13 protein-coding genes are annotated in these 25,454 nt (G+C 40.8%); 9 read left to right on the top strand and 4 right to left on the bottom strand.

Annotation, left to right across the window (positions count from 1 at the left end):
• Window positions 1-148 precede the first annotated feature (148 nt).
• The 5 genes from BZA03_RS16135 to BZA03_RS16115 all read left to right on the top strand — a co-directional run bounded on the left by BZA03_RS16135 (window position 149) and on the right by BZA03_RS16115 (window position 7,832).
• Window positions 149-2,431, top strand: coding sequence for a glycosyltransferase (locus tag BZA03_RS16135; protein WP_110289337.1), 2,283 nt, complete (start codon window positions 149-151; stop codon window positions 2,429-2,431).
• A gap of 22 nt (window positions 2,432-2,453) precedes the next feature.
• On the top strand, window positions 2,454-3,416 hold the full coding sequence (locus tag BZA03_RS16130) for a hypothetical protein (RefSeq protein ID WP_110289336.1): 963 nt from the start codon (window positions 2,454-2,456) through the stop codon (window positions 3,414-3,416).
• A 45-nt stretch (window positions 3,417-3,461) separates the two neighbouring features.
• Window positions 3,462-4,760, top strand: coding sequence for a glycosyltransferase family 2 protein (locus BZA03_RS16125; RefSeq protein WP_110289335.1), 1,299 nt, complete (start codon window positions 3,462-3,464; stop codon window positions 4,758-4,760).
• Window positions 4,761-4,870: 110 nt separating this feature from the next.
• Window positions 4,871-6,637 (top strand): sulfatase-like hydrolase/transferase, encoded by a 1,767-nt coding sequence (locus BZA03_RS16120; protein ID WP_110289334.1) that lies wholly within the window; start codon window positions 4,871-4,873, stop codon window positions 6,635-6,637.
• A gap of 217 nt (window positions 6,638-6,854) precedes the next feature.
• A complete protein-coding gene (locus tag BZA03_RS16115) occupies window positions 6,855-7,832 on the top strand; it encodes a sulfotransferase family 2 domain-containing protein (RefSeq protein ID WP_110289333.1) in 978 nt (325 codons plus the stop codon).
• A gap of 1,003 nt (window positions 7,833-8,835) precedes the next feature.
• On the opposite strand, the gene BZA03_RS16105 is transcribed toward BZA03_RS16115, so the two are convergent.
• From BZA03_RS16105 to BZA03_RS16090, 4 genes are read right to left on the bottom strand one after another with little or no spacing between them, the layout of a single operon-like run.
• A complete protein-coding gene (locus tag BZA03_RS16105) occupies window positions 8,836-9,699 on the bottom strand; it encodes a glycosyltransferase family 2 protein (protein ID WP_110289331.1) in 864 nt (287 codons plus the stop codon).
• Between the two features lie 27 nt (window positions 9,700-9,726).
• Window positions 9,727-10,896, bottom strand: a complete 1,170-nt coding sequence (locus BZA03_RS16100) for a polysaccharide pyruvyl transferase family protein (RefSeq protein ID WP_110289330.1) — start codon at window positions 10,894-10,896, stop codon at window positions 9,727-9,729.
• Window positions 10,897-10,926: 30 nt separating this feature from the next.
• Window positions 10,927-12,174, bottom strand: coding sequence for a glycosyltransferase family 4 protein (locus tag BZA03_RS16095; protein ID WP_110289329.1), 1,248 nt, complete (start codon window positions 12,172-12,174; stop codon window positions 10,927-10,929).
• An 18-nt stretch (window positions 12,175-12,192) separates the two neighbouring features.
• Window positions 12,193-13,974, bottom strand: coding sequence for a glycosyltransferase family 2 protein (locus BZA03_RS16090; RefSeq protein ID WP_110289328.1), 1,782 nt, complete (start codon window positions 13,972-13,974; stop codon window positions 12,193-12,195).
• 218 nt (window positions 13,975-14,192) lie between these two features.
• Between BZA03_RS16090 and BZA03_RS16085 the strand changes: the two genes are divergently transcribed.
• The 4 genes from BZA03_RS16085 (at window position 14,193) to BZA03_RS16070 (ending at window position 25,401) form a co-directional block, all read left to right on the top strand.
• A complete protein-coding gene (locus BZA03_RS16085; protein WP_110289327.1) occupies window positions 14,193-16,904 on the top strand; it encodes a glycosyltransferase in 2,712 nt (903 codons plus the stop codon).
• Window positions 16,905-17,094: 190 nt separating this feature from the next.
• Window positions 17,095-20,166, top strand: coding sequence for a VCBS repeat-containing protein (locus BZA03_RS16080; RefSeq protein ID WP_110289326.1), 3,072 nt, complete (start codon window positions 17,095-17,097; stop codon window positions 20,164-20,166).
• A 102-nt stretch (window positions 20,167-20,268) separates the two neighbouring features.
• Window positions 20,269-20,997 (top strand): hypothetical protein, encoded by a 729-nt coding sequence (locus tag BZA03_RS16075; RefSeq protein ID WP_110289325.1) that lies wholly within the window; start codon window positions 20,269-20,271, stop codon window positions 20,995-20,997.
• 15 nt (window positions 20,998-21,012) lie between these two features.
• The gene (locus BZA03_RS16070; RefSeq protein ID WP_110289324.1) at window positions 21,013-25,401 is read left to right on the top strand and encodes a VWA domain-containing protein; all 4,389 of its coding nucleotides are present in this window, start codon (window positions 21,013-21,015) and stop codon (window positions 25,399-25,401) included.
• The last annotated feature ends 53 nt before the right edge of the window (window positions 25,402-25,454 follow it).

Below are 25,454 nucleotides of genomic sequence, written 5' to 3'. Positions count from 1 at the left end.
AAAGTGAAAATGACGAATATCCTATGTTGCCACTATTTGAAATAGGTTATTATTAGCGGCAATAGCTGGTTTGCATGCTCAGTAGCTGAACCATGCAATATTAAGGAAAGCAGTTTAGCATTGCATAGGAATAGGGTGTTTACGCATTTTGTTATCAAAAGTACTAAAGCCATCTAATCTCAAACGATTAGCATATCGGCTAGCCAAAAAGTTGATCATTGTCCCTCACCACCAGTTGACTGAAACCACGTCTGAAAATAATGGCTCAAGCTGGGTGACAACCGGTGATGACCCACAGTTTATTATTCATCCTGCTCGCCGAATACCTTCACGAAACTTTTCAAAAGGCTGGTATCTTCTTCGTGTAAAAATCACTGAAGCAAACCATCAGTCGCATGTTGGAAAGCTGTACTCCAACTTACACAAAGGCGAACTAGCCACCGTTGACGTACCTTGGCACAGCACCAAATTCGTGAACCGCCTTTTCTATCTTGAAAGTAACAATAGCATGCTTCGCTTTGACCCCTGTGAGGCGGAAACCGAGTTCACCATGAATACTTTCATGATTTCGAAGGTGCCGTCTTTCATTGCGATGCGACATATGAAACAGCGATTGTATAAGCTGCTCAGCCACTTGGATAATGTGGAAGAATACCTTGATACAAACTTTAAGCTAAACGGCGGAAAGTTAATAGAGACAGTATACGAAGAGTATAATAAAACATTTTCTACCGGCGCTATGGAAAAAAGCTATCCGTTCTGGGTAGAGTTCGACGAGCCGCGCGCATTACAGAAAATGCAGCAAAGCTTCACCCCAGAACAGTCAGAAGTGAAATTTTCTATTATTCTTCCTACCTATAATACTGACCCTATTTATTTAAAAGAGTGTATCGATTCTGTTCTGCAGCAAACTCACAAAAATTGGGAGCTATGTATTGCCGACGATGCGTCGACCAACGCCGATACTATAAGCACGTTAGAGTCGTACGCACAAAAGCACGCCAATATTAAATTGAACCTGCTGAGCGAAAACGGGCATATATCTAAAGCAAGTAACGCCGCTTTGAACATGGTAACTAACGATTACGTTTTGCTGCTTGACCATGACGATACATTACCTGCGCACTCGTTGTCCTTCTTTGCGAAAGCTATAACAGATAACATAAAGGCAAAAGTGCTTTATGGGGACGAAGATAAAATAGATGAACAGGGCAATCGCCATCAGCCGCACTTTAAATCTGGTTGGAACCCTGATTTACTATTAAGCCAAAACTATATATGTCACCCAGTAGTGTACAAAACAAGTGTGCTTAAAAAGATAGGTGGATTTAGGGTTGGTGTCGAAGGTTCGCAAGATCACGATTTACTTCTACGAGCGACTGCCGGCCTTAATCATGATGAAGTTGTACATTTACCTTTCATTCTTTACCACTGGCGTGTTATTGAGAACTCAACAGCCTCGAATGCTTCAGCTAAGTCTTATACGACCGATGCGGGCATTGAAGCTATAAAGTACTTTCTTGACCAATCAGGCCAGAATGCTTCAGTCGAGAAAGGTAAGTACCCAAATACGTATAAAGTTAATTGGGCGCTGCCAGATGAGCAACCACTCGTTAGCTTGGTCATTCCTACAAGGGATGGTTATGATATTTTAAAGCAGTGTCTAGAGTCTATTTACGACAAGACGTCATACAAGAACTTCGAGATTATTGTTGTAGATAACCAAACGACCTGTGACAAAACATTGGGCCTCTTCAGTGAGTACACTAGTACCAAAACTAATTTCAGAGTCTTAAAATGGGACAAAACGTTCAACTATTCAGCAATTAATAACTTTGCAGTTTCGCAAGCCAAAGGTGAAGTAGTTGGTTTAGTTAACAACGATATTGAAGTTATAAACAAAGAATGGCTATCAGAAATGGTTTCTCATGCCTTAAGGCCTGAAATTGGCTGTGTAGGTGCGAAGCTTTACTATCCTAATGACACTATTCAACACGCTGGTGTAATACTTGGCATTGGTGGGGTTGCCGGTCACTCTCACAAGTACTTTCATAAGAGCGAACCTGGTTATTTTACGCGCCTTCATCTTGTCCAAAATATGTCTGCAGTTACAGCAGCATGCTTACTAGTCCGTAAGTCTGTGTTTGAAGAAGTTGGCGGATTAAACGAGCAAGACTTAACAGTGGCCTTTAATGATGTGGATTTTTGCTTAAAAGTTCATACCGCAGGTTACCGAAACTTATTCACACCATGGGCCGAGCTTTATCATCATGAATCAATAAGTCGCGGCGAAGAAGATACGCCGGAGAAGGTGGCGCGATTTAACAAAGAAAGTGAGTACATGAAAGAAAAGTGGAAAAAGCTATTGTGCAATGACACAGCTTATAACCCTAATCTATCCAACACACATGAAAACTTTTCGCTGCGTTAGTCGCTGAACAACTAGAAGTATTATGAACAACTTTCCTCTATTTTTTATCCATATCCCTAAAACCGCTGGTTCGAGTTTTCGTGTGGCGGCGGAACAATATTTTGGTTCGGAAGCTACTTATTTTGACTACGGTAATGGTTCAAAAGAAACTCATCCTGATATTTTAAAGTTCGAATACGAGTCTAAAGATAGGTATCTGGCGGCAAAGAGTATAAAGAAAAATGCAAAATTTTTGTCAGGACATGTCATTTACCCCAAATACGCTCCCTTTTTTCCTGCAAAGAGCGTAGTAACATTTGTCCGTGATCCTGCCCAGCAAGTTCGTTCACACTATGAGCATTTTTCAAGACTTCATGGTTATAATAGTAGTTTCGAAGACTTTATAAAGGAAAACCGCTTCGCCAATATGCAGTCTAAAGCATTAAATGGCATCTGGACTGATGCTATCGGATTTATTGGTATTACAGAGCGCTATAATGAGTCTATAGCCCTGTTTAATAAATACTATGGAACTGATATTAAAGTACTAGATATAAACAAAAACACAGCCAAAGCATCCGGTACTTATACTTTCACAGAAAGTGAAACTTCACTTATCAAAAAAATGAACGCGAAAGACTATGCGCTTTACGATTATGCGCTAATTCGATTTGAGCTACACAAAGAACTTTTAGAAAAAGAACTTCCTTTAGTTCGATTTGGACAGATGAATATTTTGCCGAAAGATAAAGGGAAGCAACTTAACATATGGGCGTGTTGCTACGAGCAAGAAGAAGCATTAGAAGCCGATATCATAGTCGACGGCCAAGTTGTCGAACATGTCAAGTTATCTGACTATCGGGCTCTGGCCTCAGAGAGAAATATTCATCGCGAAGGGTATATAGGGAAGTCTTACAAATATCCAGATACTTTTAGAGAAGGCCAGGCAGTTAAAGTTGTAGAAAAGCAAACGCAGATAGTGATTTTTGAAGATGTTGTTAGCTAAAAAGCAAACTTCCGAAACTGTTAGGTCTATTGAAATAGTCTCAAAATGAAAAAGAAATTACAGCAAAAACACCTTCAAAATCGGGCCGTTGCAACTAAGCAACAAGTGCAGCGTTACGTTAAAGCCATACGTAATAAGGTAACTGGCCAGAACCAGCCTCAGAGCCTTGTAAAAACGAACAGGTTTTGCTTAACAAATATAGAATTAGCCTTTGCCCAACGGGAAATAGAAAAGGGAAATAAAAAGTTAGAGAAGCTTATTGGCTTTAAAAGTAATGAATTAAATAGCGACAGAGAAGTAAGAGTTTCGCTAGATGCTGCCAAGGCGTTAATTGCGAATAGTTTGCCTTCTACAGATATAACCACATTAGTTACTTTTATACTGAATCATGCAGACTTCCCAGTTAGTCAATTCATAATGAATGAAGACCTCTCTCCTGAGGTTTTTAGAGATTTAGCGATACTTTTTAGAAAGGTTAGCAAAAGTACGAGCTTTTATTTGATTGCAAGGGCCAAGATGATTCGGCCTAATGGTCCTATAATCTCTAACCTTTTTAATTCGATAGCAGACGAATACATAGCTACTTTAAATGTAGGCATTGGGGTTATCACATACAATAGAAAAGACCATTTAGCAAAAACTGTCGAAGCCATCAAAGCCTTCACAACAGGTGATTATCAACTTGTTGTTGCTGACGACGGCAGTAAAGACGATACAGTAGAGTGGTGTAAACAGAATAACGTACCTCATACTTATTGTGCGAATAAAGGCGTTGTTCGAAACAAAAACAGGGCTTTGTATTATCTCAACGAAGTCAAAAAAGTTGATGTTTTAATTTTGCTAGAGGACGACTGTCGGCCGAATAAAGAAAACTGGCAAAAAGAGTGGGTGATTGCTGCGCTTTTATGGGGTCACATTAATTATGCGCATAAGCGAATAATAAAAAAAGAAGATGCAGTGGTTTCTGGTACTGGATCGAGTACTTTACCGTATCTTTGCAGGTTGGTAACAGGGCAATGCACAGCTTGTAGCAAGGATGCAATGGATAATATAGGTTACTTGGATCCAAGGTTTAGTGGCTATGGTGCCGGACATGTCGAGTGGACTGAGAGGTTCATCCGGCAGGGGTACAACGGCAGCACGGAAAAACACTGGGTGTACCCTGCAATCAACACTGGCTTAAATTCTGATGACGCACCAACTTTCAAAAATCCCGAGCAGTTAGAAAAAAACAGAGCGCTGAAGAAAAAAATAAGCAAAGATGCTCACAAGCGTGAACCTTGGGTAAATACTGATGAAGAAAATGAGTTTCTTGAAGAAATAGAATCTATTAAAGATCAATAAAACAGCGAATTATTTGTAACTACTATTTTTATTATTGACGCTAGATAATTCGCCAATCAATAATACAAGAATACTGGTGAGGTGTTATTCGCCGAATTTGGAATTAAAGTATGGATGCTGTAACGTTGCGTGGCTTGTTTTTTTTAGTTTTATTATGTGTAGCTTCATGTGGCGGCGACTCCCAATCGTCCTCACCAACGGTGTCTGAACAGGAGCAATTAAGTCGCTCTTATTCAATAACTTTACCACAAGAGATTGTTTCTGATGACACAATCATCTTAACTGTAAACGCCTCTAATAACAGCAATCCGCAAAAGGTTACTGTAGAGTCGTGGAGTACATCATTGGAAGCTTCGCTAAATATAGTGAATACCAGTGAAGGCAAGTTCAGTTTTATTGCGCCCCAAGTACGTAAGCGCACATCATTTAGTATTACAGCAAACCTAGTAAATGAAGCCGGAACGAAATTTAATGTCAGCGCGCAGTCTTTAATACTTCCTTCCAAGCCAAATCTAATTGTCATTTTCACCGACGACCAAGGATATGCTGATATCGGTGCCCATAACATTGTTAACGACATCAACACGCCTAATATAGACAAGCTAGCGGCCAATGGGGTGCTATTTTCTAACGGCTACATAACTGCCCCTCAGTGCACACCCTCGCGAGCGGGAATGGTTACTGGTGTTTATCAACAACGATTTGGAGTAGATGACAACCGATATACACCAATACCTGAAAATGTGGTCACCATGGGAGACCGTTATTCTGACCTTGGTTATACAACAGGAATGGTTGGCAAGTGGCACCTTGAAATAGATCAAAATTCAAAGCCATGGTTTAAAGAAAACTTCCCTGATACACCCATAAGTGAGTTTAATCCAGGAAGGTTACCTTCATCGCTAAAGGAGCGATATTACCCGTCATCAAAAGGTTATAAATACAATTATTTCGGTTACGCAAACCGTTACTGGGCTAACTATGACCTTAAGGGCAATCAAACCCAGTTGGGCTGGAAAAGTAATTCTGACTACAGGTTAGATGTCGTTTCAGACGCAGCGACGCAATTTATAGATATAAATCACGATGAGCCGTTTTATCTTCATGTTGCTCATTACGCACCACATGTACCTTTAGAGGCAACGGAAGATTACTTATCATTGTTCCCTGAGCAGTCATCTAATCGGCGTAGATACGCGTTGGCAATGATGTACGCAGTAGATGCAGGTGTAGGCAGCATAATATCTAAGCTTGAAGAATATGGAATACTGGAAAACACTATTATCGCTTTTATCAGTGACAATGGTGCTCCAATAGGACTCGACTTTACTGATGCTCCCATAACAGAAAAAGAGGCTTGGAACGGTTCATTGAATGCGCCATTGCTGGGTGAGAAAGGTATGTTGACTGATGGGGGGATAAAAGTGCCCTTTATCGTCCATTGGCCCGAAAAGCTTCAAAGCAATACCGTTATAGATGAGCCTGTTATTAGCTTAGATGTGCTGTACTCTGCTATTAAACGTGCAGGTGCTTCTGAAACTGTTTTATCAGAACTCGACGGTGTTGATATTTTTCCAACTCAAGGTTTTGACAAGAGCGCTCTTATGAATCGCCCGCTTTTTTGGCGTTTTTGGAATCAGTCAGCAGTTCGTCTTGGAAACTATAAGTACTTTAAAATGGGCGCAGAGCACGAGTTTTTATTTGATATGGCTTCAGACGAGGCAGTTTCCAGCAATTTAATTTCAGACATGCCAGACAAAGCAGAAGAACTTAAAAACTTGTACGAGGCTTGGAATGCTGAGATGTTTAGGCAGCCCCAGCAAAACAGCCTTAACTCTCAGGAACGGGAGTGGTTGTCCTTTTATTTAACGCCTTAACGCTTTACTTTGGTGGGATATTTGAATTGCGTTTTACATTGCTTTTTTAAAGCCTCATTTTTATTTAAATGGTGTTATAGATTTAACTAAGTTGTAGAACTCTTATGTACATTAGGGTTATGCACTTATTGCGGTTGTCAGTGAGCCTGCAAATGGTAATATTGACCAACATAAACCTTTCAATGCCCACCGAACATTTTCTATTAGATAGGACAAAATGGAAGCAGCAAATTACCCATTATTTTTTATTCATATATCTAAAACTGCAGGTTCTAGTTTCCGCGTAGCGGCCGAGCGCTACTTCGGTAAAGAGCATGTCTTCTATGATTATGGGCCTAAAGCAAATGAGACTAACCCAGACATACGAACGTTAGATTATGAAAAACGTGACCGCTACGCAGCCGGAATGAAGATAGTAGAAAAAGCTAAATTCCTTACAGGGCACATTAATCATCCTAAATATGCGCCATTTATTCCGGCTAAGAATGCAATTACCTTCGTTCGTGATCCTATTCAACAGGTTCGTTCCCATTACGAGCATTTTACCCGCCACCACCGTTATAAACGTTCGTTCACCGAATTCGTAAATGAACCGCGATTTAAAAACGTACAATACAAAGCGTTTCAAGGCACGTGGCCTGATGCTATTGGCTTTATAGGTTTGACAGAACGTTACAATGAATCATTAGCACTCATCAATAAGATGTATTCCATTGATATTCAAGGATTGGATATCAATAAAAATACAGAGAAAAAATCTTCAAGCTATGAATTATCAGGCGAAGAGATTGCGCTTATAAAAAAGCACAATAAAGAAGATTTTAAACTTTATGAATATGCACTTACACGTTTTGAACGGCAAAAGCTGGCTATAGAATCTGATACTCCTTTTATTCGCTTCGGTAAGACAAACATGGCTGCAAGTGATGAAGGCAAAATGATAAAGGGGTGGGCTGCCGATTATAACAGTCAGTCTCCTGTAGTCATTGACGTGCGTGTTGGTAAGAAAAAAATTGCTGAAATACCAGCCAGTGAATACAGAAGTACCGCTAATGAACGAAACATTCATCGAAACGGTTTTGTTGGGTTTAGTTTTACTTACCCTAAAAAGCTTAAGAATGGTACTCAACTTGATTTTGCGGCTAAGGAAACAGGTGAGATATTGCTTAGCGATACAATAGACCGCCAAGTATAGCGGTACATAATATGCCTTACAGCCAGCTTAATAAATCTTAGATGTAGTAAATACAATATACTTTTTATATAACTTCTTCCTAGTAAGCTCGCCCTTTAAGTCAGTAGTTTTTTGATTTGAGCCTGAGTATATGGGCTGTCGTTTGATGCCATAAGCCTTAATGGAGTTAAGATGGAAATAGTAAAGAGAGCTTTATCTCTTACACCTGAAATTCAAATTCATAATAAAGCAGTTGTCGTTCCTATTCAGAATTTAAGAAATGGAGAGTTTCAGGCTTGAGTGATTACTAGTAGCGGGGATTTTTGTAAGTATAGTGTACACATAAAGGCTGGCTTAAATTGTATTCCGCCAAGTGATGACTATTCAGTGAGCAAAAAGTTAGCCGGGAAGCATTTATTCTGTGGGATGTTGCAAAATTCACACTTTGGTCACTTCATGGTTGAGAGTGTATCAAGACTTTGGGCGTCTGGTTTTCTAAAAGATATAGATAGTCTTGTTTTTTATAAGCGCAAAAAAGATCATATTTTTCGATGGTTCAGCATATCACCTCTTTGCAATGGTTGCGCAAGCTACTCAAGATGTTTTCGTTATTTGGAGGCGAAAGAAGCACTTTGATTTTGATTTTCAATTGATATCTAAAACAGGTGAACTAAGTAAAGGTAAGCCGTATTTAAAAGGCTATTGGAAAGCGGCAGGACTTCCTGTTGTATCTTCAACCCAAATTTCCGACTTAGATCATGATAAGCTGCACGAATCATTGGTAGCACACAACTATCATTGATAGAAGTTCAAACTGGGATACACCAGACGAAGAAACTATAGCAAAAGAAGTAGAGGCTATTTCAGCTTATCGAAAAGTCGAGCTGGAATATGAACTCTACTCCATGGCTTAATCATTAAAAATACGCGCCAAAAGAAAAGCTAACCCGTTTTATTCAAGATGTTATTTCTTAAATCAAAACGGGTAGTATTAAACTAACGAGAAATATAGCCTGAATTTTAACTAAACCAGTTTCTTGAAAGATTCTGGAATTTCAAACAACGTATTTGGTGTAAGCATTGGAGGCTTAGTTCTTCCAGTAGAGTCTATCGAAGAACCTTCTCTTAACTGGTCCAAATAGGTAGCGAGAGTTTCATTTATGGAACCGTCTGAGTAAAACAAGCCTTTTTTTAAAAACTTCTCAAAACTTACGAACCATTTCTTCCATGTCTCATCCTCAACTCTTTGATGTTGACCGTCTTTTTCACTTTTCCATTTCATATTTCGAGTTCTGTCGAGCCGTGTCAACCCATACTGAAGATCAAAGTATCTCATGTGGAACATATATATATCGTCGAATACGGTTTCGTGAGTTGAACCGTGAAAACCAGGTGACCAAGTGATAGGTTTGGCGATAATACAAGGTTTACACATTGGTGAGACAAACCGTACGTAAGAGCGTTGTGATAGAACCGGTTTTGAAAAGTCAATAGTGTCTTCTTCACTTGGAAGCTGAGTGACATTTAGACCAATCGCAGTAACTGACTTCCTATTCTTTACCCAGTTAGCAGTATAATCTTTAAGCCCCTGGTATCTTGCTGGGTTAGCAACTATAAACTCATCGACATCGACATGTATAACATGGCTAAAGTAATTAAGAAGTGAACTACAAAACTCGCTCAAAAACTTAGTTCTTTGCTGATTGTCCTTGTACTCTCTAGGAACTCTTATGACATTAACTTCATGCCTGTAGGGATCCAATGACCCATCATTCGAACCATTGTCTACAATATAGCAATTTTCCTTACCAACTTGCTCGCCATAGTATTTTATCCAAAGAGGAATAAATTCAGGCTCATTGTATACCATTGTAACTGCGGCTAACATATTACGTAATCCTTATTTGCCATTAACTTACTGGATATGTTGTTCTGACAGGGCTTTAAGCGATTGGTTATAACTTAACTTATTCTGCTCGAAAAATTGTGCGTATTTTTTGGCGTTATTGAGTCTAATGTTGTCGTAATTATTTGCATCTTCCTGTGTCCATTTGCACCACTCAATCAATTCTTCAGGTGTAGAGTTTTCTACATCTTTGTAGCGTACGAATGGAATACCGGTGGTGCTTGAAAGCTCTTCGGTACGAGAGTCGATAGCAATAACTTTGCCTGGTACTCCTGCTTGGATAGGCAGTGCTACGCCATGATATCGGGGACCAACAGCTAGACTGAACCTCTTTGAGTAATGCATCCAGTTTTGTGCGTCCGCAAAGAGCACGCCGTGGCTTCTAAACCAACTTGTAAGTGTCTCCCAGTCTCCCAAACTGTTGTATACCGTTTTCAGTCTTTCTTGCTGCTTACTATCGATAGTAGAGCCTTCGTTTAAACAGAGTTTGATAAGGCTTTCGGGGTGTTGTATCACATAATCGCCTTGATACTGGTTGACAAGTTCAACTAGCGTTTTTTCGAGCACATAGGACGGGTGCCATGGGTTACCTGCAGCCGTTAGTACTCTAAAATGTTTAGTAGATGTTTGGTGTTCTAAGCACTTTTGGCCTACATTCAGTTCCGTTGAAATAAATTGAGATGGACAACCAAAAGGATTTGAATCTACATCACAAGTTTCGATTACTTCAGATGTAAATGCGCCTCTAGTGATAATGTTTGATACCGAACTATCGGTCCTAAGTTCTTTTGATAATGCTAAAAGGCGTTTAGTTCCTTCTGGAATTTCAGGGTGAGTTCCCACGCTGTTGCTTTGTGCACCCAAACCGATAAACATGGTAGGTAAATCAAATGCTTTAAGCCTATCTGCCCAAGTTCCTAAATCGACATGTGCACCAATTTGATTTGCACAGCAAATAACCAGCATGTCATAGGCTTTATTCACTTGCTCGGGATTGTCTCCCCAATGCACTTCTCTAACTACATCAGCTTTAACTATCTTTTTAACACCTTCAACAAATGCAGTGTTTCCTGTGTTTCCACCTGTTGCCGACATCCATCGTTTCGAATCTGCAAATGCCATCTCCGACTTCACAAACCTGTCGATGTGAATTAAGTTTGTGATAATACCAATTTTCATATCTGTACCATTCTGATTTTAAAGCTAAAATTATCGCGTTTCGAAGAAAGACAAATGTTTTTCAGCGCACTCTGTGTAACTGAGAGGAGACGTTATGTTTTGATAAAAATCATTCCATATTGTTTTGTCAGTTGCCGCGTATTTTAACTTGTTTGCTAATTCTAGAGGGTTTCGGGCACTAAAATGTAAACCATCAACACCATCTTTTACTTTTTCCGCCATTCCACCAATATTTGAAACAATAAGTGGTCTTCCAGCGGTGAAAGCTTCTTGAATAACCATCGGTGAGTTTTCCCACCATACTGATGGAACAATTACCCAATCAAGCTCATTTAATCTTGCTCTTTGCTCTTCTGGCCTGTAAGGGCCGACCCAGCGAAGGCAGCCTTCTTTAATAAGACTTTTTGCTAATTTCTTAATTTTTACTTGAAACTCACCTGACTGGGTTTCTAAGTTCGTCCCGTGAATTTCGACAAGAACAGACTTTCTTTCGTCTTTTGTCATGCTGCGCAAAGCTTCTAAAAGAACGTCTATTCCTTTATATGGGTTAACTTGCCCAAAAAAACCGAATCTATTCCTGGTTTCACCATCTTCAATCGCACGGGGGGCTAACGGAGGTAAGTCGCTCTGACCGTTCTCAATAACAACAATATCATTTTCATCAATACCCCAGTTGATATATCGCTGACGTAAAAATTCGGAGGGGGAAATGAACCCGTCGGCTAGATCAAAAGTAGATTCAAAGTGATGCTTTCTTAGCCAGAAATCTTCGGCAGTATTTTCTGGAAAACAGCCTCTGCACTCATCAAAACTTTCGCTGCTACATAGCTTCATACCTTCGCCCGTCTTGACCATTTGGCCATTGTGTTTACAAATGGCCATGTACTCGTGAAGGGTTAGGTAAACTTTAATGTTGCTATCATACTTTTTAATTGCGCGTATGAACTCAAGCCCGATATGCGCGTAATGATGAATATGTACAATGGTAGGTTTTAATGATTTAAGCAAGTCAACAAACCATGTGGTTACAGATTCTTGATGTGCAGATTTCATTAAATGCCAATCGGCCACACCTTGTTCCCACAGGTATTCGTTGTCACGGCGCTTGTGAATTTGACCTGTAACGCCTCGACCGCGGTCGGCGCGGGCGAGAAACCACGTATCTTCCACATCGTCATTTTTTTTGAATGCTTCATACAAGTTATAAGCTGCAATTTCAGCACCACCCAAACTGAAGTCTGGGTGACCATGAGATACGACTAAAATTCTTTGTTTCATGTGCTTAGTTGCTTCCTTTTAACCTTTGCTAACGCTTTGTTGAAGTAATGAGGCCCATTTATTTTGATGGCGGGTAGCGTTATATATTACCACTTTAGTTCTGAAATCGGGAGCGCCGGTTAAGTTGAACGATTGTCGCTCTAGGTGCGTTAACTCAACAGTGGGAACGTATATGCAATGTTTACCTTGTTCTCTTATCTTGAAACACAAGTCAGAATCTTCGAAGTCGCCTATCAAGTAACCGTCGTCCCAGCCACCTACTGTATCAAATAAGGCGCGAGTCATAAGCATACATGCGCCAGTTACGGCGGGTACTACAGTCGCTTCAGTGTGTGGATCTAAACTCGGGTCAATGCCCATATTCGGATGGTGGTTAGTCCAAATAGACAACTCATTCCTATAAACGAATTCCATACCAGCGTGCTGAATGGAGCCGTCTGCGAACAAAAGGCGAGGAGAAACGACACCAAAGTCTGAGTTACTATTTAAAACATCCGTAAGCTGTTCAACCCAACCTGGATTCGTAGGGAACGCATCGCTATTTAAAAATAGAAGATAATGCGCCGTTGCGTATTCAACACCCAAATTATTTGCGCCTGAAAAACCTCTATTTAATCCACCCCAAACAACTTTGAAAGGTATGCTATAAAGCGCATGGATATCGCTAGATAGTTTTTTAAAAGGCTCAACCAAAGTAGGGTCGTCGATAACGTAAATCAATTCGCAATGATTTTGAATAAAGAGATCTTTTGAGAAACACTGCATTTGCGCTTCTACAAAATCCACTCTGCCGTACAGGGGAATGATTATGCTTGCTTCAGGATTGCTACACTCCCCAAAGCTATATACTTCATGTGGCATAGCAGCGATAGCTTTATTTTTTTGCGCTATGGCACTGGAAATTAAAGGTTCATCAATTTTGCTAATTCGCTTTGGGAGTTCTGATAAGGGCGTATTTATCGTGGCTAAAAATTCAGCCAGTTTTTTTGGCGTAGACTCAATACGCTCAACTTCACACTGAGCGACTTCGTGAGCACCTTCTGAAGATAAAGCGTAAATTTTGAGAACTGTCCCAGGATTACATGCTGTCAACGCTTGAACAAAACCCGCAAGTGGTAACGCTTCAGTCATTTCATCTTCAAATGCGTTGTATACATCCTTACGATACTGGAAAAAAGCGGAACGCATCGGAAGAACTTGTCCTTGATTCGTTTCAAACCATATAAAGGAATTTTGCTTTCGTATAACCCACCCAGAAGTGACTGCTTCACTTCCACTTCCAGTGGCTTTCACTGAATCGATGAAAGCTTTTACATGAGGATGAGGCCCATTTGCTTTCGGTACTATTTTTGTCCAGTTTGCAAAGCGCTCAAAATCGTTCGAAGAGAATTCAGTGCTAGTGCCAAGAATGTCACTCGCTTCTTTAAAATATTTAGAGTTTTCGTACTCTAAATCGGCGAAGTTATTTGTTCTAACTAAAGAACGCAGGTCGTCATTACCTTTTGCGACTAGACCTCCGTTGCGACCCTCGGCTTTTCCGTAATGTAAGTAATGGAAAAATGGATTGACACCGGAAGCGGCTACATCAGGGTAGGCAATCAAGTATTTACTTGTTGAAAACCACTCACATGGATCTAGTCCTTCTTTCCACCCTTCTTTTAAAAAGTGGCTAAGGTAGTCGTCTGTTTCCAAAAACTTATATTTTTTTGCGTAAAACTCAGCATCGAACTCAGTTTCTATGAGGTTTTTTATTGAAGCTTCTGTAATGTTGCCTTTATTTTTCTTGAAAACGCTAAGCACCTACTTCTCCATGTGAGGATTGTCATCATTCGATAATTTGCATGAGATGTTACTACAACCGCATTATCTGGTGCAAAGTATAGAGAAAACCAATATTGTAGATTGTACTATTTGAGGTCTAAAAGTACTTAGATTGAGAACTTGCAGATATCAGGTAATATTGTCTTAAATTTATATTAGATGCATTCAATTGTGCTCAGAGGAAGTTGAGGAAAAATATGTCGGAGCTAGAATCGACCTTGAAGGGCCATATAGACCGTTTTGAAAGCGGCGTGTTACAGGGATGGGCTGCGAGAGTAGGCGACGAATCTCCAATCGAACTGGCGGTGTACGATGACGAGGGGGTACTTCTCGGAGAGGGGGTTGCTGACTTATATCGAAAAGATCTTGAATCTGGGGGTATTAACAAGGGGAATCACGCCTTTTCTTTTGAAGTGAATACCTTACTTATGGAAGCAGGTCGAGCAATTGTTATAAAATGCAAACAAACTGAAAAGGTCATAGCAAGATCTCGTTTTGAAATAGAAATTTCAAAACCATCTGCAAGCGTGACAATTGAAAACCTGTTAGGCAATAAGCTTTCGTTTACAATATATAATCATAGCATCGGCGACGAGAGCAAGATTCTTACCTTTAGCATAGGCAAAGAAAAAATTGGTACCTACGAGTTCAGTAAAAAAGAGAAAATGCACTCATCTCACATCTGGGTTCCAGCAAAATTTCTTGATAATGCATACCATGTCATAAACGTAGGCGTGCAAGGCGAAGTTGCAAGCTATGGAAAGTTGGAAATAAAAGGTGACCCAATCCTCACGCCATGGGAATTTTTAAATCATAGTAGAAAAGAAGCTCATTTCATTTCTAAACCTGCTAGTGCTAATGGTCGTTACGAGTCTTTAACACTTAATCTAAGTGATTCAAATAGAGTAAGCGATATCAAAGATTTGTCTATTGCACATACAGTGTTGGTTGAGGGTTATCAGGGAAGAAAAGTATACCCGTCATTTTCTCTTCCTAAGGTTGAAAACCCTGTAGCTTCTGTAATAATTCCAGCATATAACAAATTTGAGCTTACTTATCACTGCATTGCCTCCGTTTTTCTTGCATACAACAAAACGTCTTTCGAAATCATTTTAGCCGATGATTGTTCTACTGATGAAACAGCAAAAGCTGAAGAAATAATAGGCAATCTGGTCGTGTCTAGAAACGACGAAAATCTACGCTTTCTGAAGAGTTGCAACAAAGCATCTGAGCTTGCGAAAGGCGATTATATCGTTTTCCTAAATAATGACACCGAAGTGAAAAGTCACTGGCTTGACGAACTTGTGGCGCAACACGAAGCAGATGAACATGTGGGGCTTACAGGTTCTAAGTTATTGAATTTAGATGGAACCTTGCAAGAAGCGGGTGGAATAGTATGGGCAACAGGAGAACCTTGGAACGCAGGTCGTGACGGAAATCCATTTGATCCAGCTTGGAACTATGTACGTCAAGTCGATTATGTTACTGGCGCAGCAATGTGTGTGACTAAATCAGTGTGGGAAGAGGTTGGTAAATTCAGTGAAGAATACGCACCATGTTATTACGAAGATACTGACCTCTCATTTAAAGTTCGAGACGCAGGTTATAAGGTACTTTATGTACCGCATTCTGAAGTGATTCATTTTGAAGGTCAGTCTCATGGCACAGACGTAACTAAGGGCTTAAAGCAGTATCAAGTAGTTAACGAAACAACGTTTAGACGAAAATGGTTTAACACTTATAAAAAAGGGGCCAAACCATCTCTTAGTAATTTGCATCTAGAAAAAGATAGAAATGTGGAACAGCGTGTAATGGTTGTAGATTATGCTACACCGATGCAAGGAATGGACGCTGGCAGTCATGCTGCATTACAAGAGATAAAAATGATGCTGGCGTTAGGATTTAAAGTTACCTTCGTGCCAGCGAATTTAGCGCCTATGGGTAAGTACACCAGTGTTTTGCAAAAAATGGGTGTAGAGGTTTTGTATGTGCCGTTCTATTATTCATTGGATGATGTATTACAGCGCCGCTTAGGTGAGATGGATGCTGTTTATATTACTAGATACGATGTCGCACAAAAGTATGTCGATGTAATAAAAGAATCAGGCAAACCAATCCTATTCAATAATGCAGACCTTCATTTCCTTAGAGAAATTCGTGCAGCTTTGGTTCAAAATGATGAGGAGGCTATGGACTTGGCCCTAATAACGAGAGATGAAGAGTTAGAGGTCTGTCAGAAAGTAGACGCCATTCTTACATACAATACTACAGAACAGGCAGTAATTTCGAGCCATATAGCGCAAGAAGCCAATATGCATATTACTCCTTGGATAGTCGAGCCAAAAGATAGCGGCCCCCAATTCCACGAGAGAGAAGGTATTGCATTTCTTGGTGGATACAACCATAAACCGAACACGGAAGCTGTGGAATATATGGTTAAAGAGGTGATGCCGAAACTGAAAGTTCAACGACCTGACATCACCTTTTATATTTACGGCAGTAAAATGCCCGAACATTTCAAGGACTTTGAAAGTGATAATGTTAAGGTAAAAGGTTTTGCAGAAACATTAGATGGCGTTTACCACAATCATAAAGTATTTATAGCGCCTTTACTCTCTGGCGCGGGGATCAAAGGTAAAGTTTTAGACGCTTTAGCATATGCTACACCTACTATCCTTACTTCCATCGCTGCGGAAGGAACTGGTCTCACAAATGGAATTAATACGTTAATTGCCGATGACGTAGACGAGTGGGTTGAGGCAATTATAAAGCTGTACGACGATGACAAACTTTGGAAACAGTTTAGTGAAAATAGCGAAATACTAGCTAAGGAGAATTTTTCTTACCAAAATGGCGTTAAAAAAATGAGAAAAATCTTCGAGTCTGTTGGTATTTTTACATCCTTATAGGACCTTGCAAGTTTGATAAAAGCCACTTTCCAAGTGGCTTTTTCATTTGGTACACGGAAGTAAATCAAATGTTCCGTGAGATAGGCGTAAACATTATTTTTTAGTTTCGTCGTTGAAAAAATGAACAGCGTGCTCTAATGTAATAAAAAATTTATCTATTAGTATTTTAAATTATTGACAGGGACGCCTCATGAGTACCATTCGCTTGGTTCTAGCTAAATGCTTATTAATTGCACTAGCTTCACTTTCTACACAAGTTTGTGCTGCAACTTACCAAAGTTTTCAAGAGTTGATAGACAACGAGTCATTAATTCTCTCGGTTGACAAAACCTCCCTTGATGAATATGGGATTATCGTCGAAGGAATATTAGTCAAGTCAAACTCTGGCTCATGGAGCTTCTCTGATTATACACAAACACAGATTGTTCCCTCCTACGATATTGTTTTTACCGCAGCTGGAAATCAGCTCACCCAAACTTATCTAGACAAATCCCACGGAAGCTCGTCGTTTCAGGAGTATGATGTCTACACCAGTTCGTACCGAGATCGATGGGGCGACCTTGTTGCTGACCAGCTCATCGCAGCATTTGAGCAGGGCTTGATAACACAAACACCATCTTTGCAATGGTCAAGTGTAACTGACAATGTTGTTTACACTATAACCAATGCAGCTGACGGCTATTTCGACCTTACTGCAAGTGTTACAGTAGAGGAAATTCTCTATATCCCAGAAAATGTCGTGAATGGAATTGAGGGGGGCTGGCAAGGTGAGACGGAAATTTCTGCGTTTTCAACAAACGTATATAATGGAGTACGTTTCGAGTTTGGAATAGCAGATAGAGGAATTACGTTTGACGGCTTAGAGGGGATGAGTGCTGCTATTCCAATTGTCGATGAAATCGACTTCCAATTCGGTGACGAAGTAAATTCGATTGTGCATGACATTTTCGAGTTATCGAGCACGCCTGTAACATCAATAAGTCAAGTTCTTGAAGACGCATATACAACTGAACTTAGAAGTAACGAAATTCTAGTTAATATGAATGGAGTTCTGTTTGTTATCACCCCCATACAGAGAGTTAATGAATCGGTGTGGACTGTTCTCGTTGAAGTAAGCGCTGAGGGGGAAACGTATCGCTTTGCTCGTGAACTGGTGGCGATTGATGGCTCGGCTAAAAATTTTGGTTCTGGGTTAGTCTCAAACTTTCCCTTTGTTTATAACGCTAATATTAACGGTCGTATTGACGCTTGGGCGAATGACAATGGTTGGCCTATTTGCGACATGTTATTTGCTTACTCTTTCAACAGTGACGGTACTTTCAATCGAGGTGTTCACTGCACCAATGATACGATCCTAATGGGAGTTTCAGGTTGGACATGGACAGTGTTAGATGGGAAGGTCTCGTTAAACTTTGACTCTAGTTATGCTATTCGAGAGAGAAACTGGATACCGCTAACAACCAACGATAATGGATTAACGTTTGTATTGGAATACAGTACTTACGAAGACGTTTCTAGTGGTACAAGTGGTGTGTGGATTGCTCCTCGTATCAATTACTTGGAGTTAGTAGATCTTAGTCAATATAAAGATGAGTATATCGCAGGTGGATTTGACGGTGATAATGACGGTGACGGAATATCCGACTCTGATGACGACGACGACGATAACGATGGCATGGAAGATTACTTCGAAGAAAGTTATGGTCTTAATCATTTAAATAGCAATGACGCCAATCAAGATGCGGATAATGATGGGTTAACCAACCTTGAAGAGTTTACATTAGGAACGAACCCTACAAATTCTGATACGGATGGAGACCGAGTACCGGACGTAGTTGACGATTTCCCTACAGACGCATCAAGAACAGATGCTTCAACTCAATTGTTTTCATTTACATATACATTTGATGGCAACGCTCGAGGTACTGCTGGGCATGAATTAACTGCTGTAGTAGAAGGTGCGTTGCTTGAAGATAATGACACAATCGTAATTACTAATGTAGTAAGTGCCTCTTTATCAGGTATTGAGTACGACATTACTAGCGACTTAGCAATAAGAGCCGCTGATCCTTCGCACGCCGCTAGGATGAGTATTTCTGGTAATACATTAGATTTTTGGGTCTGTGTACAAGGGTTTACATTTTTAGATAATGGAGGCGATTGCTCCTTTGGGCTAGACGGTGGATTTTTGATTTCTCCTTACCTAGATTTTAATTCTTTAGATTGTATTACTTTGGATCAACAAGGTGACTGTATAAGATGGGCGTGGGCTGGTATTCCGGAGTTGGGAGGTGATTACCGCGATGGGGACGTTCCTTTTAATCCTGCTAACTGGTCAGCACAAGAAATAAGAACCTACACGCCAGTGAATGATCTCAATGCAGATGGTAAATCTGATTTGCTATGGCGTAGTTTCGATAAAGGTTGGAACTTTTTGTGGACAATGAATGGAACTCAAACATCTGCTGCTACCCCAATCAATGTAGTACAAGAGTATACGTGGACAATGGATGGTCTCGGTGATTATGACGGTGATGGTAAATCGGACATTCTGTGGAGAAATAGCGCTACAGGTATGAACTTCATGTATTTGATGGATGGAGCAAGTATTAAGAGTCGATATGCGCTAAATGTCGTAACCGCAGGTAGGTGGGAATTAGTGGGTAACGGTGATTTTAATGGGGATGGTATAGGCGACGTAATGTGGCGTAACGTAGAACGGGGAGACACGTGGTTCTACATGATGAAAGATGGGCTTATTGAAACAAGCCAACCATCTCTTTGGGTAACAGACTTAGATTTCAAAGTAGCAGCGACAGGTGACGTCAACGGAGACGGCGCAGAAGACATAATTTGGCGTCACAATGGTACTGGCCGCAATTACATTTGGATAATGGAAAACGGTGGTATAGCGAGCAGATACAGCCTCAACGTCATCAATACAGATTGGTCTATTGTGGGGGCCGGAGACTTAGACGGCGATGGAACTGATGACATAGTTCTACGCAATCAAGTTGATGGTAGAAATTGGGCGTATTTAATGAAAGATGGTCAAATTGAAACTAGTACTCTCATTAATCAAGTTGCGGATTTAAATTGGGAAATTGGCAATGTTGGCGATTATGACGGCGATGGCAAAGCAGATTTCATGTGGCGAAACGAAACGACAACTCGTAATCTTATCCACTTAATGAACGGAACGACAATCAAAAGTCGCGGAGTATTACGACCGACAGACGATACATGGAAAGTAGCTAAGTAGGTCTACTTACACTAAATTAAAAAGGCGGTTCATGAACCGCCTTTTTTTTATATAAGTTCTATGTTATTTTGAAATAATGTTTTAAGGAAAGGAACTCCGTAAATGAAGCGTATTTCATTTATAACAGGGATGGTCGTCATAAGCGTTGCTAGTGGTTTACTGTACCTAAACACCACACGCGACGAAAAGAAACCCCTTCAAGATACTCACTCTGTCGTCAAACGCGATGAAAAAGAGCTAGATGTTAAATACGGCAACGGTGACCCAAAAGCACCCAGCAGTATATTAAGCAATGTTTCTGAACCCCAAAAAAGCAGGCTGAAAGAACAGCAGTTAGAGCAGGACGAACCCCTGACTACTGATGTTTTTTCATCTACCAGCCGTGACGGGAACGGCCAATCACGTATTAAAGTACAGTTACTAGATGCTAATAAAAACGCTCAAACAGTGACCACGGGCGATATCCATAAGCAACCAACTTCACTACTGAATTACGGCTTTAAACGAACAAAAGACGTTTATTCTGGTATTGATGTTATTGAATATGTTGATGGAGGAAAAGTCGACTTTGATTTCCACGTTACACCCGAAGGTAACATATCTGATATAGAAATGCGCTTTTCGGAAGCATCCACCGTGACTATGGATAGTGAAGGAAACCTTCTTATCACCGCGTATAACGGTACAACACATTATGTAAGTCGTCCTAGAGCGTGGCAAGAAAACGATGGCCAAAGGCAGGTGCTTCAAAGCAGCTATGTAGTCGATGGCAATCTCGTGTCTATTGATGTACCAAATTATCGTTCAGATAAAACACTAGTTATTGATTAATATAAGGATATAGAGGTGAGGAAACTTTACAGTTACTTCTGCATTGGCTTGTTGGCAACAGTTTTCCTACTGTCCAATGCCGCAAATGCTGCGCCAGGAGATATTAAATGGTCTGTCGATTTAAATGCTGGTGATGTTATAACCGTCCCAGCCGTTGCTGAAGATGGCACGATTTACATTGGTACTTACTATGATGGACTAATGGCATATTCTATCAACGGCTCACACCTTTGGACCTATAATTCTTATACAAATTACGGCTCTTCGCCTGTAATAGGTCAGGATGGCACGATATACGTCGGTTCCACTGATAACTCGCTCTATGCAATCAATGCTGACGGTTCGTTGAAGTGGAAATTTACTACAGGTGCCAATGTTTCATCTACACCAGCGCTTGGCTCAGATGGGACGATATATGTAGGCTCTGACGACAATAAATTTTATGCTGTAAATCCAGATGGTACACAAAAATGGGTTTTTCAAGGGAGCGGCGATTTCAGTTCAGGTGCTGCGATAGCTACAGACGGTACAGTATATGTTGTGTCTGAATATCGAGATATTTATGCGTTGAATCCAGACGGTACTTTGAAGTGGCAAGCTGAAACAACAGGTTATAACTACGGTGCACCAGCTATCGACGCAATAGGTACAGTGTATGTCGGTTCAACTGACGACAAGATGTATGCACTCAATCCTGACGGCACGCAAAAGTGGGTTTTTGAAACAGGCAATGACATCAGAGGTTCAGCAGCAATTGATAACGCCGGAAATATTATCTTTGGTTCGGCAGACAACAATGTTTACTCGTTATCCTCAACTGGCAGTATCAACTGGGTCTATACCACAGGTGGTTACGTTTATGGTACCCCAGTAGTTGGAGCAGATGGGTCTATCTACTTTGGTAGCAGGGACAATATGTTTTATGCTCTTAGCAATGCAGGTGATTTTTTATGGAGCTCGAACGAAACGGGTTTTTATGATTTCGATGCGTCTGCAACCTTAGTTTCAGACGGTACACTTTATGTCGGTAACGATAATGACGAGCTAATCGCTTTCGAAACATCGACCTCGCTCGCTGAGTCAGCGTGGCCTAAAGCATACGGAAATGTAAAAAACACGAGTTTGGCCGGCGACGCATCTGGTCAGATTACAGCATCACTAGTGCCTTTGCTTACCAATATCAATACAACCGGTCAATGTCCTGAAATGGAAATGACGGTAACGGTACTAGATTCCTACAGAAACAACATATCAGGCCTTACGGCTGACGATTTTGAAATTTATATAAACGGTGACCCGGTGGAGGTCAACACCGTAAACTTAGTTTCCAACGTACGTTCATCAGTGTTAAATGTCGCTTTCACTTTAGACTACAGCGGTTCAATGAATTCTACTGATATCATCTCAATGGAAGCTGCAGCTACACAATTCGTGTCTTACATGCAACCTGGCGACCAAGCTAGCATAATCAAATTTGCAAGTAGCGTAGACGTCATACAGCCGTTCACTGATGATCTTGCTCTTGTTACAAGTTCAATACCTGAAGATTACGCTGGAAGGGGTGGTTCAACTGCATTGTACGATAGCGTATATCAGGCTCTATCGAATGTATCTGGCCAATCAGGTAGGCAGGTTGTGGTAGCAATGTCTGATGGCTCTGACAATAACTCATCGTTCAATATTGACGAAGTGGTCGATTATGCCAATCGTCTTGGTATTGTTGTTTATACAGTAACACTTGGTTCTGGTGATAGAGATGCCATGAGCACTCTAGCACAGCGAACTGGTGGCCTAAGCTATTATTCTCCAACGTCGACAGAGTTGGAAGACATCTATCAATCAATAGTTACAAGCATTCAAAGTCAGTATGTAGTCACATTTACAGACCCTACAAATGGTGGTTCAGATCACAACATTGAAGTTCAAGTTACTGATGAGAATCAATTCGGTTCAGTGTTTTCTACATATGATAGTTGCCGCGATTACAATACAGGCATCAACCAAATAGTAGAATATCAATGCCCGCTACTTGAAGCGGTGGTGAGTGTTTACGATCAAAATGGTGTGCCTTTAGATGGACTGGGTATAAATAGCTTCGACTTGTACCTTGATGGCACCGCCTCTCCAATTAGTAGCGTCACTCAAGTACAGTCAGCCAATTCAAAAACGACTTTCGCGGTTGTGATGGACTACAGTGCTTCTATGTCGTCTTCTGATATAACTAGTATGCAAACGGCTGCTAAACTTATTATTGAAAATAAGTCGGATGCCGATGAGGGTATGGTTGTTAAATTTTCTGACCAGCCGAATGTCGTACAAGCCTTAACGACAGACACTGCTTTGCTTTATGCTGCTATCGATTCTCCATTCGATAACTACGGTGCAACAGCAATGTACGATGCGATTGATGTAGCTTTAACTGATATTGCTAGTACATCGGGCAGAAAAGCTATTATTGTTCTGACTGATGGTGACGATACAGCCAGTACTGGAACACTCGATTCCGTAATTGCTAATTCTAATCAGTACGACATACCTGTATTTACAATAGGTTTAGGGCAAGCAGATGCTACCGTACTACAAGAATTGGCAAACAGAACTTATGGTATTTACTATTACGCGCCAGATAATTCAGAGTTGGCAAACATTTACGCAACCTTATCTGACGTTTTACAAAGTCAGTACCTAATAACGTTCGCGGATATCTTTGCTGACCAAATGCAGCATACAGCGGTGATTAATACTGTTGTTCAAGGTAGACCTATCGCAAGTTCACAACGTAGCTTTTTAAGCTGCGCTCCTCCATCAACAAGTGCACTAGATTTTGAATCTGGTGACGCAGCACTAAGTTCCTTTGTCCTTACTGGTGACGCAAATTGGGAAATAAGCGATATAGAACCTATAGACGGCTTATATAGTATGAAAGTGCCAGATGCACTAATAGACGGGCAATCCGCAACAGCAGAGTTAACGCTTGAAACTGCTGCTGGTGATTTAAGCTTTGATATGAAAGTTGATTCAGAATCTGGTTATGACTTCTTAAGATTCTACATAGATGATGTATTACAAGGTCAGTGGTCTGGTGTAAGCGCAATTGAAACCGTTGTGTTTCCAATTTCTGACGGCACTCACACCTTTAAGTGGGATTTTTCAAAGGATAGTTCGGTTTCTCATGGTCTAGATTCAGCCTGGGTGGATAACATAGTTATTCCAGGTGTAGACAATGGTAGTGGGGCTGACAGCGATGGTGATGGTGTTATAGATAGCGTTGATGCGTTTCCAAACGACAGATTCGAATGGGTTGATACTGACGGCGACGGCATTGGTAATAATAGCGACCCAGATGATGACAACGATGGCTGGCTAGACACGGTTGATGCGTTCCCTCAAAACCCTGCAGAGTGGCTTGATACTGATGGTGATGGTATTGGCAATAATGCCGATGACGACGATGATGGTGATGGTATTGTCGACCTTGCCGACCCTACGCCACTTGGCTATGCAGCAATAAACGATGTAAACGGTGATGGAAAGTCTGATCTACTATGGCGAAGCTTTGCGAAAGGTTGGAACTTCCTATGGGCGATGGATGGTACCCAGTTGTCTTCAGCTACTCCTATTAACGTCGTGCAAGAATATACGTGGTCCATGGCTGGTCAGGGCGATTATGACGGCGATGGCAAATCAGATATATTTTGGCGAAATAGTGATACAGGTAAAAACTTTATTTACCTGATGGACGGCGCAAGTATAAAAGAGCGCTACGCTTTAAATTATGTGACTGCCGGAATCTGGGAATTAGCTGGTAGTGGTGACTTCAATGGCGATGGTACAGGTGATGTATTGTGGCGCAATACAAGCCGAGGCGATACATGGTTTTACATGATGAATAACGGTTATATTGGAATTAGCCAACCGTCTCTCTGGGTAACTGACCTAAATTATAAAATTGCTGCAACTGGTGACCTAGACGGCGACGGAGATGATGATGTTATATGGCGTCACAGCACAACAGGCGTAAACTACATCTGGTTAATGGAAAATGGCATCATTGCTAATCAATATACGCTTAATACAGTGAATACTAATTGGGATATTGCTGGCACTGGTGACTTAAATGGAGACGGTATCGACGACATCGTTATGAGAAACCAGGTAGATGGTCGAAACTGGGTTTACTTCATGCATGCTGGTTTAGTAAGTACAAGTACTCTCATCAATGAAGTGGCAGACCTGAATTGGCAAATTGCTAACATCGGCGACTATGACGGCGATGGAAAAGTGGACTTTCTCTGGAGAAATGAAGTGACTTCAAGAAATATCATCCATCTGATGGACGGTATTACTATAAAAGATCGCGGAGTCTTGAGGCCAACCGACAACAACTGGCAAGTGGCCAAGTAAATTAAAAAAGAGAGCGTTTGCTCTCTTTTTTCTTTTAGTAGGCTTGTTTTTGT

The organism is Alteromonas sp. I10, assembly GCF_003201515.1.
GTDB lineage: Bacteria > Pseudomonadota > Gammaproteobacteria > Enterobacterales > Alteromonadaceae > Alteromonas > Alteromonas macleodii.
Note: the sequence above shows the minus strand (reverse complement) of the source record. Positions and strands in the feature narration are given on the sequence as shown.

What these genes read in the sequence shown, in the direction of transcription:
- BZA03_RS16115 (WP_110289333.1), top strand. Translation starts at nt 6,855, where the DNA reads ATGGAAGCAGCAAATTACCCATTATTTTTTATTCATATATCTAAAACT.
- BZA03_RS16120 (WP_110289334.1), top strand. Translation starts at nt 4,871, where the DNA reads ATGGATGCTGTAACGTTGCGTGGCTTGTTTTTTTTAGTTTTATTATGT.
- BZA03_RS16125 (WP_110289335.1), top strand. Translation starts at nt 3,462, where the DNA reads ATGAAAAAGAAATTACAGCAAAAACACCTTCAAAATCGGGCCGTTGCA.
- BZA03_RS16080 (WP_110289326.1), top strand. Translation starts at nt 17,095, where the DNA reads ATGAGTACCATTCGCTTGGTTCTAGCTAAATGCTTATTAATTGCACTA.
- BZA03_RS16085 (WP_110289327.1), top strand. Translation starts at nt 14,193, where the DNA reads ATGTCGGAGCTAGAATCGACCTTGAAGGGCCATATAGACCGTTTTGAA.
- BZA03_RS16095 (WP_110289329.1), bottom strand. Translation starts at nt 12,174, where the DNA reads ATGAAACAAAGAATTTTAGTCGTATCTCATGGTCACCCAGACTTCAGT.
- BZA03_RS16100 (WP_110289330.1), bottom strand. Translation starts at nt 10,896, where the DNA reads ATGAAAATTGGTATTATCACAAACTTAATTCACATCGACAGGTTTGTG.
- BZA03_RS16105 (WP_110289331.1), bottom strand. Translation starts at nt 9,699, where the DNA reads ATGTTAGCCGCAGTTACAATGGTATACAATGAGCCTGAATTTATTCCT.
- BZA03_RS16075 (WP_110289325.1), top strand. Translation starts at nt 20,269, where the DNA reads ATGAAGCGTATTTCATTTATAACAGGGATGGTCGTCATAAGCGTTGCT.
- BZA03_RS16130 (WP_110289336.1), top strand. Translation starts at nt 2,454, where the DNA reads ATGAACAACTTTCCTCTATTTTTTATCCATATCCCTAAAACCGCTGGT.